The organism is Pseudomonas fluorescens, from assembly GCF_040448305.1.
Taxonomy (GTDB): Bacteria; Pseudomonadota; Gammaproteobacteria; order Pseudomonadales; family Pseudomonadaceae; genus Aquipseudomonas; species Aquipseudomonas fluorescens_BH.
This window is the reverse complement of sequence record NZ_CP148752.1, coordinates 5,955,144-5,971,156: the sequence shown is the minus strand read 5'-3', so window position 1 is coordinate 5,971,156 and position 16,013 is coordinate 5,955,144. Positions and strand designations below refer to the sequence as shown.

Genomic DNA, 16,013 nt, shown 5'->3' with positions numbered 1-16,013 from the left:
GATTTGCCTGACACACCGCAATCGCGAGCAGGCTCGCTCCCACAGGTTATGTGTCTGGCTGGAGTGAGGTGTCAGGGTGCAGCCGGTAGAAGGAACCGCGCAATCACCGGCAGGTGATCGGAGATACGCAACGTATCATCCTGCCGCACCATCGCCTCGACTCGTTTGATCCGCGGGCTGTAGAACAGGTAGTCGACAGTCCGGTCCGGGCCGTTCAGCCCGGGATCGTTCGGGTAATGGGTCAGCCAGCGTTCGCGGTCGATACCACTGGCTTCGTTGTTGGTCGGGATCATCGGGTATTTGTCCCACAGCAGGTGCAACGGGCTGTCGGCGGAGTAGGGGGCGCGTTGCGCGTCGGACAGGCGTCGATACTGGCCCAGCGGCAACAGGTTGAAATCCCCACCGATCAGCCACGGCGTGCCACGGCTTTCGAGTTTATCGAGGGCCCTGGCCACGGCGCTCACCTGGTTCTGCAAGGTATTGTCGGCTTGGTTGGCACGGTCCAGATGGGTATTGAACACCGCTATTTGCCCGCCATCACTCAACGGCAAGTAGCTCACCAGCAAGGCGTCTTTGGGTTTGAATTGGCGGCTGAGCGGATTGCCCGAGGCGATGGGCAGTTGCAGCCGTTCAGCATGTTCGATCCGGTAACGGCTCAGGGTCGCCAGTTGCCGGCCGACACTGCCGAAGATGTGCGGGTTCGGCACGAAGTCGGCCTTCCAGTCGAACGCGCTGGTGCCACAGGGATACAAGTCGGCGAGCCGTTCTTGCAGCAGTTTGAACTGGTGCTGGTAATCGCTGGCCTTGGCGCCGTCGTCCAGTTCCTGCAACAACACGATGTCCGGTTGTTCGTCGCGAATCACCCGCGCCACTTCGTCGAGGCTGAAGGCCATGTCTTCCGCTGTGGGGCGTTCGTCGGTACCGGCGGCCAGGTCATTCCAGAAGACGTAGCGCTTGCCGGCCAGGGACTGGACGTTCCAGGTCATCACCTTCAACGCCTGCCCGGGGACCAGGGAGGGGGCCTGGGCACTGCAACTGACTGGCAATACTTCTTTGGTGTCGGGGCGCCAGGTCAGGCTGTAGATCATCGCGGTGATCAGGCCGGTCACGATCAGCAGGCCCAGCAGGGTGTAGCGCAGTAGACGGGTCATGGCTCGGCTTATTAGCGTTACAGGATTATTGCCGAGCATACCCGAGAGCGATGGTCGTGCCCAAGGTCAGAGCGAGCTGTCATTTCTCTCAGGCAACGGGTTGATCAGCATGAACAGACGGAACAGCACCACGCTGGTAAACAGCTGCAGGAAACTGTGGGCGCTGTCGATCAGCACTGAAACCACCGGGTTCTGAGGTTCCGGGTACGCCGCCAGCGTCACGCCTTTGAGCAGCCACAACGGCCCCATCACACACAGAATGCACAGCAGGATGCGCAAGAAATGCCCTTGGGTCATGCGCAGGCTTTCCTTCATGGCCGCCAGCGGCGCCAGGCCGCGCAACACCAGCAGGTATTCGCCAAACGCCAGGGTCACCATCAGGTAGATACCCGGCAGGAAATACAGCGACAGGCCCAGCAGAATCAGCACGGTATTGAGCGCCGTCAGCAAGGCGAAGCGCGGCCACAGGTAGGCGGACCTAGACAGCAGCTCGCGGTTGCTCGGCGATTCGCCGCGGCTGCGAGCATCGAGAAACAGAATCAGCGCGGCGGTGTACAGCGGGTACACCAGCAAGCCGACAATCACGCTGATGCCCGGGAAACTGTCCGGCTCGGTGGAGTGGTCGACCACTTGTTGCAGTAGTGCCTCAAGCATCACCAGCGGCAGGCACAGCTGCACGATCTGGCGCAGATTGCGCTTGAAGAAATACAGGGAGTCACGCAGCACATCTAACGGATTCATCAGTTGGTATCGCAGGTTGGAAGCAGTGGCTCACTTTAACCGATCAAGCGCCGGGGGACGCAAACGTAAACGTTCGGTAAAGGACATTGAAACATCTTGTTTCAGCCTCCATTAAGGTCGAGCACCTTATCCTCATTGGATAAAGGCAACGATTTTCCCGGCAATCTACGAGGTCGCCATGAACAGCGAAGAACAAACCCTGATCGATGGACTGTTTTCCCGGCTGCAACAGGCCGAAACGGACTCAGCCCCGCGCGACGGCCAGGCCGCGGCGCGGATCAAGGAACACCTGACGCGCCAGCCCGCGGCAGGTTATTTCATGACCCAGGCGATTCTGGTGCAAGAGGCGGCGATCAAGAGCCTCGATGAGCAAAACAAACAACTGACCCAGCAAGTCCAGCAATTGCAGGCCGAACTGCAACAGGCCAAGTCCCAGGCGACCCCGGCTCCGGCACCCAACAGTGGTGGCTTTTTGTCGAGCATCTTTGGCGGCAGCTCTCGTGAGCCTCAGCCCGCGCCAACCCTGAGCACACCAGCATCGAATGCTGGCTGGCGTGAACCGGGACGCCCGTCGTTCGGTTCGCAACCGCCACAGCAGAACTTCGGCGCGCCGCCGCAAAACTATCCACAGCAGGGCTATGCCCCCCAGCAACAGGCTCCGGCAGCGGCTGGCAGCAGTTTCCTCGGTGGTGCGCTGAAAACCGCCGCCGGCGTGGCAGGTGGCGTGATGCTGGCACAAGGCATCAGCAGCCTGTTCCATCACAATCAGCAACCGGAAGTCGTCGAAGTCATCAAGGAAGAGCCGGCCCAGGTCAACGACCAGGGTAACAATGGCTGGGGCGATGACCAGCGCATGGCCGGTAACGATTCCTACAGCAACGATCAGGGCGGGTTCAGCGACGCCGACTACAGCGATGACAGCTCATCGTTCTTCGGCGGCGACGACGATTCCTTCGTCTGACACGCCATTCGTCCGGAGCGCAACCGCGCTCCGGGCCGATTATTCGCGGAACAATCCTTCGGGCTGGCATACTGGGCGACTTTTCGGGCCTGGTGCCTGATTCAGCCTTGAGGAAAGCCGGTGAAAAAAATCGCAGTGTTCGCCGATGTCCAGAACCTCTACTACACCGTGCGTCAGGCTTATGGTTGCCACTTCAACTACGCCGCACTGTGGGCTGACATCAGCAAACAGGGCGAGATCGTCGAAGCCTACGCCTACGCCATCGACCGTGGCGACAGCAAACAGCAGCAGTTCCAGCAGATCCTGCGCAACCTCGGTTTCACCGTGAAGCTCAAGCCGTACATCCAGCGCAGCGATGGTTCGGCCAAGGGCGACTGGGACGTGGGCATCACCCTCGACATCATGGATGCCGCCGACCATGTCGATGAAATCGTCCTGGCCTCCGGCGACGGTGATTTCGACATGCTGCTGGAACGCATCATCAGCAAACACGGAGTGCAAGCGGTGGCCTACGGCGTGCCGGGCCTGACCGCCAACTCGCTGATCCGCGCCGCCAGCCGTTACGTGCCGATCGAAGGCGCGTTGCTGCTCAAGAATTGATTTTTACGGAGTTGAACCAGGTTTGGAACGCATAGCAGTCATCGACTTTGAAACCACCGGGATCTCCCCGAGCAGCAGCTGCCGGGCCACGGAAATCGCCGTGGTGATCCTTGAACAGGGGCGCATCGTCGAGCGTTACCAAAGCCTGATGAACGCCGGCGTGCGCGTCCCGGCCTTCATCGAGCAACTCACCGGCATCAGCAACGCCATGCTGCGCACCGCGCCGTCGGCGGAGCAGGTGATGAACGAAGTGAATGAGTTCGTCGGCTGCACCCCGTTGCTCGCGCACAATGCCGCGTTCGACCAGAAGTTCTGGGACTTCGAACTGGGGCGAATCAAACGCACCCGCTTGCAGAATTTTGCCTGCTCGCTGCTACTGGCCCGCCGCCTGATGCCCGCCGCGCCGAACCACAAACTCGGCACCCTCACCACGTTCGCCAACCTGCCCCATACGGGCAAGGCCCACCGGGCCATGGCCGATGCCGAAATGGCGGCCAACCTGACGGCGCATCTGGCCGAGGAGTTGCGCCAGAAGCATGGCTTGCGCGAGCTGTCCCATGACTTGTTGTGCAAGTTGCAGAAGGTCCCGGCGGCGAAAGTGGGCGAACACCTCAAGCGCTATCGCGGATTCTGAAAACACCGCATACCCCCTGTAGGAGCGAGCCTGCTCGCGATGAACCCGAGAACAGTGCGGGGTGTCAGGTTTCCCGCGTTATCGTTGGCGACCATCGCGAGCAGGCTCGCTCCTACAGGTTCCGCGTTCGATCAAAGCTTGCCATTCCCTTCGATATGCCCCAACGGCACCCGCTTCTCTATCGCACTCGATAACACAATCGACGTCTTGCTGAACCCGAACGTAGCAATCCGGTTGATCAGCTCTTCCAGCTCCGGCATCGAGCCCACCGCCGCTTGCATGATCACGCACGGGTCGCCGGTCACACGATGGCATTCGGTCAATTGCGGGATTTTGATCAGGTCGTCGTAGGCTTTCTGGTTGCCGTGCTGGTTCAGGCGCAGTTCGATCACGCACTGGATCGGCAGGCCGAGCTTGGCCATGTCGACTTTCGCCTGATAACCGGTGATCACGCCGCTGGCTTCGAGCTTGGCCACGCGCTCGGCCACGGCCGGGGCGGACAAGTTGACCTTGCGCGCCAGGTCCGCGTAGGACGCGCGACCGTTTTCCAGCAGGGCGCTGAGCAGCATTCGGTCGTACTTATCCATCGGGGTGACTCCTGAAAATGGCCGACTTTCGAAAACATGGTTTATAGCGCTGAACTCCGTGATTTGAAAAGTGTACCGGCGCTTTAAACAGGTTTTGTAACTTATTTTCCGACGCTGGCCTTTCTAGAATAGCCGTTCACTTGTCCTTGCCTGTGAGCTGCCCCCATGTCCGGCCTTCGTCGCTTTCCCTTACCCTTGATCGCTGCCTTCTTCGCCTTGTATGTGATTTGGGGTTCGACCTATCTGGTGATCCGCATCGGCGTGGAGTCCTGGCCGCCGTTGCTGCTTGCGGGCATCCGCTTCGTGATCGCCGGAACCTTGATGTATGCCTTCCTGCGCTGGCGCGGGGCGCCGGCACCGACCTGGGCGCAGTGGAAAGCCGCCGGGATCATCGGGATTTTGCTGTTGGCGTGCGGCAACGGCGCGGTGAGCGTGGCCGAACACACGGGCGTGGCCTCCGGGGTGGCCGCTTTGGCGGTGGCGACGGTGCCGCTGTTTACCTTGCTCTGCGGCTATTTCTGGGGCGCGCGTAATACCCGTCTCGAATGGGCAGGGATCGTGCTCGGGCTGATCGGCATCGCCATGCTCAACCTCGGCTCCAATCTGCAATCGAGCCCTTTGGGCGCGGCGTTGCTGATATTCGCGGCGGCAACCTGGGCCTTTGGCTCGGTGTGGAGCAAACACTTGCCGCTGCCACAAGGCGCGATGGCCAGCGCAGTGGAAATGCTGGTGGGCGGCGTCGTATTGCTGATTGCCAGCGCAGTCAGCGGTGAACACCTGGAAAAGGTGCCGCCGATCGAAGGCTGGGCCGCATTGGCGTATCTGACCGTGTTCGGTTCGATCATCGCCTTCAACGCCTACATGTACCTGCTGAAACACGTGCGTCCGGCGGCGGCCACCAGTTATGCCTACGTCAACCCGGCGGTGGCGGTGCTGCTGGGGATCGTGTTCGTTGGCGAGACCATCGGTATCGAGGAAGCCCTGGCGATGGCGGTGATCATCAGTGCCGTGGTGTTGATCGGCTTGCCACAATGGCGCCGCACGCCAGAGCGGCCAGTGGTGGCGACGGCAGTACCGACAGAATCCCGTGTGAATTAGGGTAAACTGCGCGGCATTGCATCTTGTTTTGCACACTTGTTTTGAACAACCCGCGCTGAATTTTCCTACGGTACTCCCATGACTTTCGCCACCCTTGGCCTGATCGAACCCTTGCTGCGCTCCCTCGAGACGCTCGGCTACCAGACTCCGACGCCGGTTCAGGCGCAAGCCATTCCGGCGGTGCTGGCCGGTCGTGACCTGATGGCCGCCGCCCAGACCGGCACCGGCAAGACCGCCGGTTTCGCCCTGCCGCTGTTGCAACTGCTGGCCATGGAAGGGCCGAAAGTCACCGCCAACTCGGTCCGCGCGCTGATCCTGGTACCGACCCGCGAGCTGGCCGAGCAGGTTCACGAAGCCGTGCGCCAGTACGCCGAAAACCTGCCGCTGCGCACCTACGCGGTATACGGCGGCGTCAGCATCAACCCGCAGATGATGAAGCTGCGCAGCGGCGTCGACCTGCTGGTGGCGACCCCGGGCCGCTTGCTTGACCTGTTCCGCCAGAACGCGCTGAAGTTCAACCAGTTGCAGACCCTGGTGCTGGACGAAGCCGACCGCATGCTCGACCTGGGCTTTTCCGAGGAACTGGCGAACATTTACCGCGCTCTTCCGAAGAAACGTCAGACGCTGTTGTTCTCCGCGACCTTCTCCGATGACATCCGCCTGCTGGCCGGGCAGATGCTCAACGATCCGCTGACAATCGAAGTCAGTCCGCGCAACGTTGCGGCCAATACGGTCAAGCAATGGATCGTGACGGTGGACAAGAAGCGCAAGCCGGAGCTGTTCGTTCACCTGATGCGCAAGGGCAAGTGGAAGCAGGTGCTGGTGTTCGCCAAGACCCGCAACGGCGTGGATGCGCTGGTGGATAAACTCCAGGGCCTGGGCATCAATGCCGACGGTATCCATGGCGACAAACCCCAGGCGACTCGTCAGCGCGCACTGGATCGTTTCAAGGCGAGTGAAGTGCAGATTCTGGTCGCTACCGACGTGGCGGCCCGTGGCCTGGACATCGAAGACCTGCCGTTGGTGGTCAACTTCGACTTGCCGATCGTCGCTGAGGATTACATCCACCGCATCGGTCGTACCGGCCGCGCGGGTTCGACGGGCGAAGCGATTTCCCTGGTCTGCGCCGATGAAGTTAATCTGCTGTCGGCCATCGAGATGCTGACCCGCCAGACCTTGAAGCGGCAGAACGAACCGGACTTCGAACCGGAGCACCGCGTGCCGGACACCGATGCCAGCGGCCAGGTCGTGAAGAAGCCGAAAAAACCGAAGAAGCCAAAAGCTTCCGGTGGTGGCGGCAAGCGTAATCTTGGCAAGTGGGTGGATAGCGGAGAGGTTGCGCCAGCAGAGCTTTCTATCAAACCTGTTCGCAAGGTGCCGGTGTTCAATACCGGGCCGCGTAAGCGTAAGCCTTAATAGCGGTAGCGTCGGCTAGATCGCCTTCGCGAGCAGGCTCGCTCCCACACTGGATCTGTGTCGTACACAATTTCTGTGTTCACAGAAGATCAATGTGGGAGCGAGCCTGCTCGCGAAGGGCGCGCCTCGGTCTTTAAACTTGGCGCCTCAACCACTCCACCATCCCCAACCCCGCCGCCCGCCCGCTGGCGAAACACGCGGTCAGCAAATAGCCGCCCGTCGGCGCTTCCCAGTCCAGCATCTCTCCCGCGCAAAACACGCCCGGCAGTTGTTTGAGCATCAATCGCTCATCCATCGCTTCAAACAACACGCCACCCGCGCTGCTGATGGCCTCGTCCAGCGGACGGGTTTTCACCAGCGTCAGTGGCAATGCCTTGATCGATTTGGCCAGCAAGTCCATGTCGGCAAAGCAGTCGGCGCTGGTCAGTTCACGCAATAGCGCCGCTTTGACCCCATCGATGCCCAACTGACTGTGCAGGTGCTTGGCCATGGAGCGCGATCCCCGGGGCTTGTTCAACGCCGCCGCAACTTTATCCACAGGCCGGCCGGGCAAGAGGTCCAGATGAATGGTTGCCGAGCCGTGCCGGTTGATTGCCTCACGGATCGGTGCCGACAGGGCGTAGATCAAACTGCCCTCGATTCCGGTGGCGGTAATCACACATTCGCCGAGTCGCGGCACGTCGTCGTTAAGGCCGATGGCGATATTTTTCAGCGGCGCGCCGGCGAATTTGCTGACCATCAATTCGCTCCAAGCCTGCACCTCGAAGCCGCAATTACTGGGTTGCAACGGCGCCAGTCCTACGCCGTGCTGCTCCAGTGGCAGCATCCACGCGCCATCCGAACCCAGTCGCGACCAACTGCCGCCACCGAGGGCGAGCAGGGTGGCATCGGCTTGCACGGTTTTTTCGCCTTCCGGGCTGTCGATGCGCAATCCGCCACGCTCGTCCCAGTCGAGCCAGCGGTGGCGGGTGTGGATAACTACGCCGCTGTCGCGCAGGCGCTTGAGCCAGGCGCGCAGCAGCGGTGCGGCCTTCATGTCGGTGGGGAACACCCGGCCGGAACTGCCAACGAAGGTTTCGATGCCCAGGTCATGAATCCACTGGCACAGCGCTTCGGCGCCGAAGCCGCGCAGCAGCGGGGCGATCTGCGGGGCGCGTTCGGCGTAGCGCGAGAGAAACGCCGGGTAGGCTTCGGAGTGCGTGATGTTCATGCCGCCGACGCCGGCCAGGAGGAATTTTCGTCCGACCGAGGGCATGCCGTCGTACAGGTCGACCTTGATCCCGGCCTGGCTCAACACTTCGGCCGCCATCAGACCGGCGGGGCCGCCGCCGATGATGGCGACGTGAGGGGGAAGGGTTGACGAGGATTGGGTCATGGGATGCGCTGCGGTCTGACGGGATAAGCCGGGCATTCTACCAGCCCCGTCCCCTGTAGGAGCGAGCCTGCTCGCGATGGCGGCGGTACATTCAACATCTGTGGGCCTGACAGACCGCTATCGCGAGCAGGCTCACTCCTACAGGGTTTAGAGGTGTCTTTGAAGGGTGGTTAAAAAACAGTCAGTGTTCTGTAGCCTATACGCCGTGTGGGCTGCAGGCCCTTTCACTCAGGTTATCCACAGGCAGTTCCACAGGCATTGTGGGTAAAGCATCCACAGTTCAGTGACAACCTGATGACTGCCAGACACGCTGCGCGCTGTGATGGAGGATGCCGTGACGGCGTGCCAGGGCCTGGCGGTCCTTGCTGTAGCCGCCGCCGATTACCCCGACCAACGGAATGTCGCGACCCAGGCAATGGCGCATCACGCTTTCATCGCGGGCGGCGACGCCTTCGTCTGTCAGCTTCAGATAACCCAGGGCGTCGTCCTTATGCACATCGACACCGGCGTCATACAGCACCAGGTCCGGTTGGTAGAGCGGCAGCAGGTAGTTGAGTGCATCGTCCACCACCTTCAGGTAGTCGGCATCGCCCATGCCGTTGGGCAGCGGAATGTCCCAGTCACTTTCGGCCTTGCGCGCAGGAAAATTCTTTTCGCAGTGCAGGGAAACGGTCACCGCCTCCGGAGTGTTGTGCAGTATTCGTGCAGTCCCATCACCCTGATGCACGTCGCAATCGAAGATCAGCACCCGATTTACCCGACCACTTTCCAGCAGGTAATGGCTGATCACCGCCAGGTCATTGAAGATGCAGAACCCGGCCGGGTAGTCGTAGTGCGCATGGTGGGTGCCCCCCGCCAGGTGGCAGGCCAGGCCATGCTCCAGCGCCTGCTCGGCCGCCAGCAACGAACCGCCGACCGCCCGCACCGTACGCCGGGTCAGGGCTTCGTTCCAGGGCAGGCCGAGGCGGCGCTGGTCTTCGCGGGACAATTCGCCACTCATGTAGCGTTCGATATACGAAGGGTCATGGGCGAGGGCGAGAATCTCTGCCGGACACAGCTCCGGGCGCAACAGGTCAGCATCGCGGGTCAGGCCGCTGTCCACCAGGTGATCGCGCAACAGGCGGAACTTGTCCATCGGGAAGCGGTGGTCCGCCGGAAACTCGGGGCTGTAGTCTTCGTGATAAATCAGCGGCAGTGGCATGGTCATTTCATGTAGGAATGAGAGAAGGATCCTACCAGCGTTGTAGACTTGCGACATTGAAATGGAGGGGCGGGGCACGATGGAGCCAATACTGGAACTTGAAAGCGCTCGGCTGCTGTTGCGCCAGTGGCGCGATGAAGATTTAGCGGATTTTGCGGCGATGTGTGCCGATCCGCAGGTGATGCGCTATTTCCCGGCAACCTTGAGCCGGCTGGAAAGCGCATCATTGATCGGGCGAATCCGTGGTCATTTCGCCGAGCATGGTTATGGTCTCTGGGCTTTGCAGCGCAAGGACTCTGGCCAGTTCATCGGATTTACCGGGCTCAACGTGGTCGGATTCGACGCGCCTTTCACCCCGGCCACGGAAATCGGCTGGCGCCTGGCCCGCGAGCACTGGGGCCTCGGTTACGCCAGTGAAGCGGCGTGGACCGCTCTGCGCTGCGGGTTCGACCGCTTGCCGCTGAAAGAGGTCGTGGCCTTCACGACGCAAACCAATCTGCCGTCGGAGAAAGTCATGCAGGCCATCGGCATGCACCATGATCCGGCGGATGACTTCGATCACCCGCGACTCGAGGCCGATCATCCGTTGCGTCGGCATGTGCTGTATCGCATCAGCCGCGAGCAATGGCTGCAAACCTTGCATGGATAACCTGACACGGACGTTTACAATGGCCCTCATGGGTAGAGTCCAGAAACTGAATCGACCGTAGCAGCCAAGGCTGCGCGGCAATGTTTTGCGTGAGGAGCATCTGAATGAGCCAAGTGTTGGATGATCTGGTCGACCTGCTGACCCTGGAACCGATCGAAGAAAACCTGTTCCGTGGCCGCAGCCAGGACCTGGGGTTTCGTCAGTTGTTCGGTGGTCAGGTGCTCGGCCAGTCACTGTCGGCGGCCAGTCAGACGGTTGAAGAGGCGCGCCATGTGCATTCGATGCACGGCTATTTCCTGCGTCCGGGCGATGCCGGGTTGCCGGTGGTGTATCAGGTTGACCGGGTGCGTGACGGTGGCAGTTTCAGCACGCGCCGCGTGACGGCGATCCAGAAGGGCCACCCGATCTTCACCTGCAGTGCGTCGTTCCAGTACGACGAGGAAGGCTTCCAGCACCAGACCGAAATGCCGCAAGTGGTCGGTCCGGAAAACCTGCCATCGGAGCTGGAAATCACCCAGCAGCGCGCGCACCTGATCCCCGAGAAAATGCGCGAAAAACTGCTGTGCCCGAAGCCGATCGAATTCCGCCCGGTGACCGAGAAAGATCCCTACAACCCGCTGCCCTCCGATCCGGTCAAGTACGTCTGGTTCCGCGCCGACGGGGCTTTGGCCGATTCGCCAGCTCTGCATAAATACCTGCTGGCCTATGCATCGGACTTCGGTCTGCTGGTCACTTCGATGCAGCCCCACGGCAAGTCGGTGTGGCACAAGGACATGCAGGTCGCCAGCCTCGATCACGCGCTGTGGTTCCACCAGGATCTGCGTGCCGATGACTGGTTGCTCTACGCGATGGACAGTCCGTGGGCGGGCAACTCCCGTGGATTCTCCCGTGGCAGCGTGTTCAACCGCGCCGGGCAACTGGTAGCCTCGGTCACCCAGGAAGGCTTGATCCGTCACCGCAAGGATTGGGCATGAGCCTGGCCGACGTGCGTCACTGGGTGTTTGACATGGACGGCACCCTGACGGTGGCCGTGCACGACTTCGCGGCGATTCGCGTGGCGTTGGCGATCCCTGCCGAACACGACATCCTGACCCACCTCGCCGCGCTGCCGGCCGATGAAGCCGCAGCCAAACATGCGTGGCTGCTGGAGCATGAGCGGGACCTGGCCCTCGGTTCGCAACCGGCACCGGGTGCGGTGGAGTTGGTGCGAGAACTGGCCGGGCGTGGTTATCGCTTGGGCATTCTCACGCGCAATGCCCGGGAGCTGGCACATGTCACGCTGGAGGCCATTGGCCTGGCCGACTGCTTTGCGCTGGAGGATGTGTTGGGCCGAGATGATGCACCGCCAAAACCGCATCCGGGCGGACTATTGAAACTGGCCGAAGCGTGGAACGTGCCGGCGAGCGAGATGGTGATGGTGGGTGACTACCGATTCGATCTCGATTGCGGGCGAGCAGCGGGTGCGCGCACGGTGCTGGTGAATCTGCCGGATAATCCATGGCCGGAATTAACCGATTGGCATGCGGCGGATTGTGTTGAGTTGCGGCAGATGCTGTTGGCTTGAGTGCTTCGTTGCCTGGTCAACCGCCATCGCGAGCAGGCTCGCTCCCACATGTGATCTCTGGTGTCCACAAATGATGTGTTCACCGCAAAATCCTTGTGGGAGCGAGCCTGCTCGCGATGGCGTCAGTTCAAGCCCCGGAAATCTTACTGACCAAACAAAGCCTTCTGCCCCTGCGGCGATGTAAACATCCCGTCCCCGTCATGCCCGACCCCGGGTACTTCAATCAGTTGCTGCTTCAACCCTTGCGGTTGCAGCCGCTTCAGATAATCGAAGTAAAAACGCCCGCGGGCCAATCGAGACGGCCCTTGCGCCTTGGCCTCACAGCTTTTATCCAGCGCCGGATGATTCGGATCGATGTCCTGCTGCCCCAGCAGATAAACGACTTCACGCTTTAGGTAACTTTCCTGCAACTGCGCGGCAGTTTGCCCTTCGGCGTAGGCCGGTAAATCCGCCAGCCCGTACTTCCAGCGATTGAAGTTCGGGCAACCGGCGTGGCTGAACGCCACGGGCCGGCGCTCATCGAAATAAGCGTAGGAGGACGGATTGGCGATCACGTAGCGCACCTGCACGCCGGCCGCATCGAGGTCGGATTGTGCGTGACCGAGCAATGCATAGCGCTGAACCACCTGCGCGCCGCCGGAGTGCCCGGCGATGACGATTTGCTTCACCTCCGAAAACTGCTGACGGTCACCCAAGCGGGCGATGATTTCGTCGAGCGCCGCGTAGGAACTCAGCCGAAACGGCGCCGTGGATTCGCCGCCGGCCATCCATTCATTGCCTTGCCAGCGCAAGACTGTTTCGGCCACCGGATGGACCGCAACGTCGGTTTCATTGAGGAATTGCGGGGCGATCACCAGGGTCGTTGCGCTTTGCCCGGCCAGTTCGGCCGCGTGCTCAGCGCTCTGCAGATAGGTTTGCGCATTGCGCAAGCGGCCGTGGAGGATGATCAGCACCCGTTCGATTTTTGCCGGGGCGGGGCTGATGCCCACCGCGATTTCACCTGATTTCAACAGCAGGCGCCCTGAGCTGAGCTCCTTGACCCCCTGCTCGGCGGCCTGGGACGTTGCGCAAGTAAACAGAACAACCAATAACCACTTCTTCATTTACAGATTTTTCGTCGCAAAGGTATCGCACTGGCTTACCTGGCCTTGGGCGAAACCGGTTTTGAACCAGCGCACCCGTTGCGCCGACGTACCGTGGGTGAACGAGTCCGGGACCACGCGGCCCTGACCCTGCTGCTGCAAACGATCGTCACCAATGGCGTTCGCTGCGTTCAGTGCTTCTTCGATGTCGCCCGGCTCCAGCCAGTTCAGGCGCTTCTGCGCGTTGTTGGCCCAGACGCCGGCCAGGCAATCGGCTTGCAGTTCCTGACGAACCAGCAAACCGCCGTCGCCTTCCATCTGCCGGCCTTGTTGGCGTGCTGCCTGAATTTTTGCGGACACCCCAAGCAGGGTCTGCACGTGGTGTCCGACTTCGTGAGCGATCACGTAGGCCTGGGCGAAGTCGCCCGCGGCGGAAAAACGTTGGGACATCTCCTGGAAGAACGCCATGTCCAGGTAGACCTTCTGGTCGGTGGGGCAATAGAAGGGGCCGGTCGCCGAGGTGGCCAGACCGCAGGCCGAATTCACGCGATTGCTGAACAGCACCAGGGTCGGGTCCTTATATTGGCGGCCTGCCTGCTGGAAAATTGCGCCCCAGGTGTCCTCGGTATCGCCGAGGATCGAGCGCACGAATTCCGCGCTCTCATCGTTGACCGGCGGTGCCTGGCGACTCTGGTTGGTGGCGGGTGCCGATTGCTGGTCCATTTGCCCGGTCAATTGTCCGAGGATCTGCAGCGGATCCTGGCCGGTGATCCAGCCGATGCCGACGATCAGGAGGATCGCCGTCAGGCTCAGGCCTTTGCCACCGCCAAAACGCATGCCGCCACCGCCGCCAACATCATCGCCACGGGCGTCGACCACGTTGTCGCTGCGTCGGCCTTTTTTCCATAGCATGTGGGAATCCTCTTCTGTTCCGGGTAAAGCTCCGTGCGATGAGTGTTGCTGCCAAGTGGGAGCGGCGCCAGTCCGGCCGTCCGTCTTTTTTTCGCGCACAGGTTGATTCCCGGCTACCCGTGAAGGGCTACCGAGAAGGTTTCAGGCTTGTATTGAACACGGATAACCCATCGAATTCCGTCGGGCGATGGGTTTTTATCTTGAAGGCGATCGCCGGTCTTGCGGATTATTCATAAGCAGTGACGCCTGCGATGTGGCGCGCGGCGATGTAGCCGAAGGTCAGCGCCGGGCCGAGATTGATGCCGCCAGCGGGGTAGTGACCGCCCATGATGCTGGCCATGTCGCCGCCCGCCGCGTACAGGCCGGCGATGGGGTGCGCCGCGTCATCCAGGACCTGGGCATGTTGGTTGACCTTGAGCCCGGCGAAGGTGCCGAAGCTGCCCGGCTGGACTTTCACGGCATAGAACGGGCCTTGTTCGATCGGCGCGACGCATGGGTTGGGTTGTTGCAGTGCGTCACCCTGCTTGCGGTTGTAGGGCGTGGAACCACGACCGAACTGCGGGTCTTCGCCGTTGCGCGCGTGGCGATTGTAGTCCGACACGGTGCTGCGCAAGCCAACCGGGTCGATGCCGCAGGCTGCCGCCAATTCCTCAAGGGATTCGCCGGTTTTCAGATAGCCGCTGCGGATGAAGGATGCCAGCGGCACCGGAAATGGCCGAGAGATGCCCAGGCCATAACGACGTTGAAAACCATGGGTGCAGATCAGCCACGACGCCACTTCTTCACCCGGCGGGGCGGCGGCGACCATGGCCGTGACGTAGTCGTAGTAGCCGTTGGCTTCATTGACGAAGCGCTGGCCGTTGCTCAGCACACCGATGATGCCTGGTTTGCCACGCTCGATAATGTGCGGGAAGTGTCCCGTGCTGCCGTCGCTGTGCGGCACTTGCGAAACCGGCGCCCAGGCGACGGCGGACGCCATGTCGCTGTTGACCCGGGCACCGACACTTTCGCCCAGGCGCAGGCCATCGCCGCAAACGCCGAGGGGCGGCAAGGCCAGATGCTCATGCCCGGTCGGTGTGCGGGGGAACAGTGCCTTGCGACGTTCGATGTCATTGGCGAAACCACCGGCCGCGAGCACCACGGCCTTGCGTGCATGGATGCGCACCAAGCCTTTGGCGGTGCTGATCACCGCACCTCGTACCTGATCATTCTCGCGCAGCAATCGGGTCACGGGCGCTGATTCCCAGAGCAACACGCCGAGGTCATCGGCGGATTTCGTCAGGCGCGCCACCAAGGCCACACCGTTGACCAGTTGCATCGCCCGGCCATGCATGGCGAGGTCGAACAGATGACGGCTGAAACGTCGCGTAACGTGCCAGGCCGCCGACAGCGAACGGGTCAGGTTGAGGAATGCCGTGAGGTCCGCCCCCGCCATGATTGGCATGCCCATGAACGAAGTTTCCCGCATGGTTTTGCGCAGACGCTTGAGCAGTGTGCCGACCTTTCGTGCGTCGTAAGGGGCGGCGATCACCGAGCGTCCACCGGTGCCTGCCCCGGGCGTGTCGCCATGAATGTCGGCAATGGCGTTACCGTCGGAAAATTGCAGTGAGGTGTGCTGCTCGAAGAACGACACCATCCGCGGGCCGGCTTCCAGGAAAGCGTCGATCATCGCTGGATCAAAGCGCTCGCCCAGTTCGTGTTTCAGGTAAGTGCGCGGCAGTTCAACGTCTTCGACGATGCCTGCGCGTCGGGCCAGCGGGTTGCAGGGCACCCAGGCCCAGCCACCGGACCAGGCCGTGGCGCCGCCGAACACCGGGTCCTTTTCTACCACTATGACTTTCAGCCCGTGCCACGCGGCGGTCACGGCCGCCGACAGTCCCGCCGCACCGGAGCCAACGATCAGCACATCGCAGTCGATGTCGGGAAGAAAGTGCGCTTCGGCAGGCATTGTTTGAACTCCGGTGCTTTATCGTTTTGGAATCTGGTTCCAGAAAATATAAGAATCAGGTCAGGCCTAACAAGTCTGGAGGGCGTAAAGCGGG

At 61.5% G+C, this 16,013-nt stretch carries 16 protein-coding genes; 8 read left to right on the top strand and 8 right to left on the bottom strand.

Annotated features, from left to right (window positions below; all coding sequences use genetic code 11):
• Window positions 1–71 precede the first annotated feature (71 nt).
• Together WHX55_RS27220 and WHX55_RS27215 are read right to left on the bottom strand one after the other, a co-directional pair.
• Entirely contained in the window at window positions 72–1,151 is a 1,080-nt protein-coding gene (locus WHX55_RS27220; protein ID WP_353741630.1) for an endonuclease/exonuclease/phosphatase family protein, read from the bottom strand.
• Window positions 1,152–1,217: 66 nt separating this feature from the next.
• Entirely contained in the window at window positions 1,218–1,892 is a 675-nt protein-coding gene (locus WHX55_RS27215) for a YciC family protein (RefSeq protein ID WP_353741629.1), read from the bottom strand.
• A gap of 178 nt (window positions 1,893–2,070) precedes the next feature.
• On the opposite strand from WHX55_RS27215, the gene WHX55_RS27210 reads away from it, so the two are divergent.
• The 3 genes from WHX55_RS27210 to WHX55_RS27200 all read left to right on the top strand — a co-directional run bounded on the left by WHX55_RS27210 (window position 2,071) and on the right by WHX55_RS27200 (window position 4,087).
• Window positions 2,071–2,853 (top strand): DUF2076 domain-containing protein, encoded by a 783-nt coding sequence (locus tag WHX55_RS27210; RefSeq protein ID WP_150755017.1) that lies wholly within the window; start codon window positions 2,071–2,073, stop codon window positions 2,851–2,853.
• Between the two features lie 120 nt (window positions 2,854–2,973).
• Window positions 2,974–3,453: an NYN domain-containing protein gene (locus tag WHX55_RS27205; protein ID WP_007990686.1), complete on the top strand. Its 480-nt coding sequence runs from the start codon at window positions 2,974–2,976 to the stop codon at window positions 3,451–3,453.
• Window positions 3,454–3,475: 22 nt separating this feature from the next.
• Entirely contained in the window at window positions 3,476–4,087 is a 612-nt protein-coding gene (locus tag WHX55_RS27200) for a 3'-5' exonuclease (RefSeq protein WP_150755016.1), read from the top strand.
• Between the two features lie 131 nt (window positions 4,088–4,218).
• On the opposite strand, the gene WHX55_RS27195 is transcribed toward WHX55_RS27200, so the two are convergent.
• Window positions 4,219–4,674 (bottom strand): Lrp/AsnC family transcriptional regulator, encoded by a 456-nt coding sequence (locus WHX55_RS27195; RefSeq protein ID WP_007994028.1) that lies wholly within the window; start codon window positions 4,672–4,674, stop codon window positions 4,219–4,221.
• A 165-nt stretch (window positions 4,675–4,839) separates the two neighbouring features.
• Between WHX55_RS27195 and yedA the strand changes: the two genes are divergently transcribed.
• On the top strand, window positions 4,840–5,772 hold the full coding sequence (gene yedA / locus WHX55_RS27190; protein ID WP_150755015.1) for a drug/metabolite exporter YedA: 933 nt from the start codon (window positions 4,840–4,842) through the stop codon (window positions 5,770–5,772).
• Between the two features lie 78 nt (window positions 5,773–5,850).
• Window positions 5,851–7,188, top strand: a complete 1,338-nt coding sequence (locus tag WHX55_RS27185) for a DEAD/DEAH box helicase (protein ID WP_150755014.1) — start codon at window positions 5,851–5,853, stop codon at window positions 7,186–7,188.
• 133 nt (window positions 7,189–7,321) lie between these two features.
• On the opposite strand, the gene WHX55_RS27180 is transcribed toward WHX55_RS27185, so the two are convergent.
• Together WHX55_RS27180 and WHX55_RS27175 are read right to left on the bottom strand one after the other, a co-directional pair.
• Window positions 7,322–8,563 (bottom strand): TIGR03862 family flavoprotein, encoded by a 1,242-nt coding sequence (locus WHX55_RS27180; RefSeq protein WP_353741628.1) that lies wholly within the window; start codon window positions 8,561–8,563, stop codon window positions 7,322–7,324.
• A gap of 280 nt (window positions 8,564–8,843) precedes the next feature.
• A complete protein-coding gene (locus WHX55_RS27175; protein WP_150755012.1) occupies window positions 8,844–9,764 on the bottom strand; it encodes a histone deacetylase in 921 nt (306 codons plus the stop codon).
• A gap of 79 nt (window positions 9,765–9,843) precedes the next feature.
• On the opposite strand from WHX55_RS27175, the gene WHX55_RS27170 reads away from it, so the two are divergent.
• The 3 genes from WHX55_RS27170 to WHX55_RS27160 all read left to right on the top strand — a co-directional run bounded on the left by WHX55_RS27170 (window position 9,844) and on the right by WHX55_RS27160 (window position 11,977).
• Entirely contained in the window at window positions 9,844–10,413 is a 570-nt protein-coding gene (locus WHX55_RS27170) for a GNAT family N-acetyltransferase (RefSeq protein WP_150726990.1), read from the top strand.
• Window positions 10,414–10,517: 104 nt separating this feature from the next.
• Entirely contained in the window at window positions 10,518–11,387 is an 870-nt protein-coding gene (tesB, locus tag WHX55_RS27165; RefSeq protein ID WP_046041726.1) for an acyl-CoA thioesterase II, read from the top strand.
• Window positions 11,384–11,977: an HAD family hydrolase gene (locus WHX55_RS27160; protein ID WP_150755010.1), complete on the top strand. Its 594-nt coding sequence runs from the start codon at window positions 11,384–11,386 to the stop codon at window positions 11,975–11,977. Before tesB ends, WHX55_RS27160 begins: the two co-directional genes overlap by 4 nt.
• Before the next feature lie 143 nt (window positions 11,978–12,120).
• On the opposite strand, the gene WHX55_RS27155 is transcribed toward WHX55_RS27160, so the two are convergent.
• From WHX55_RS27155 to WHX55_RS27145, 3 genes are all read right to left on the bottom strand, one after another.
• On the bottom strand, window positions 12,121–13,080 hold the full coding sequence (locus tag WHX55_RS27155) for an alpha/beta hydrolase (RefSeq protein WP_151214164.1): 960 nt from the start codon (window positions 13,078–13,080) through the stop codon (window positions 12,121–12,123).
• The gene (locus WHX55_RS27150) at window positions 13,081–13,971 is read right to left on the bottom strand and encodes a neutral zinc metallopeptidase (protein ID WP_353741627.1); all 891 of its coding nucleotides are present in this window, start codon (window positions 13,969–13,971) and stop codon (window positions 13,081–13,083) included.
• 226 nt (window positions 13,972–14,197) lie between these two features.
• A complete protein-coding gene (locus WHX55_RS27145; RefSeq protein ID WP_353741626.1) occupies window positions 14,198–15,919 on the bottom strand; it encodes an FAD-dependent oxidoreductase in 1,722 nt (573 codons plus the stop codon).
• Window positions 15,920–16,013 lie beyond the last annotated feature (94 nt).

Bases quoted from the DNA above. Each gene is read 5' to 3' on its own strand.
- WHX55_RS27145 (WP_353741626.1), bottom strand. From the start codon at position 15,919: ATGCCTGCCGAAGCGCACTTTCTTCCCGACATCGACTGCGATGTGCTG.
- WHX55_RS27185 (WP_150755014.1), top strand. From the start codon at position 5,851: ATGACTTTCGCCACCCTTGGCCTGATCGAACCCTTGCTGCGCTCCCTC.
- WHX55_RS27220 (WP_353741630.1), bottom strand. From the start codon at position 1,151: ATGACCCGTCTACTGCGCTACACCCTGCTGGGCCTGCTGATCGTGACC.
- WHX55_RS27150 (WP_353741627.1), bottom strand. From the start codon at position 13,971: ATGCTATGGAAAAAAGGCCGACGCAGCGACAACGTGGTCGACGCCCGT.
- tesB (WP_046041726.1), top strand. From the start codon at position 10,518: ATGAGCCAAGTGTTGGATGATCTGGTCGACCTGCTGACCCTGGAACCG.
- WHX55_RS27175 (WP_150755012.1), bottom strand. From the start codon at position 9,764: ATGCCACTGCCGCTGATTTATCACGAAGACTACAGCCCCGAGTTTCCG.
- WHX55_RS27160 (WP_150755010.1), top strand. From the start codon at position 11,384: ATGAGCCTGGCCGACGTGCGTCACTGGGTGTTTGACATGGACGGCACC.
- yedA (WP_150755015.1), top strand. From the start codon at position 4,840: ATGTCCGGCCTTCGTCGCTTTCCCTTACCCTTGATCGCTGCCTTCTTC.
- WHX55_RS27170 (WP_150726990.1), top strand. From the start codon at position 9,844: ATGGAGCCAATACTGGAACTTGAAAGCGCTCGGCTGCTGTTGCGCCAG.
- WHX55_RS27180 (WP_353741628.1), bottom strand. From the start codon at position 8,563: ATGACCCAATCCTCGTCAACCCTTCCCCCTCACGTCGCCATCATCGGC.
- WHX55_RS27155 (WP_151214164.1), bottom strand. From the start codon at position 13,080: ATGAAGAAGTGGTTATTGGTTGTTCTGTTTACTTGCGCAACGTCCCAG.
- WHX55_RS27215 (WP_353741629.1), bottom strand. From the start codon at position 1,892: ATGAATCCGTTAGATGTGCTGCGTGACTCCCTGTATTTCTTCAAGCGC.
- WHX55_RS27210 (WP_150755017.1), top strand. From the start codon at position 2,071: ATGAACAGCGAAGAACAAACCCTGATCGATGGACTGTTTTCCCGGCTG.
- WHX55_RS27195 (WP_007994028.1), bottom strand. From the start codon at position 4,674: ATGGATAAGTACGACCGAATGCTGCTCAGCGCCCTGCTGGAAAACGGT.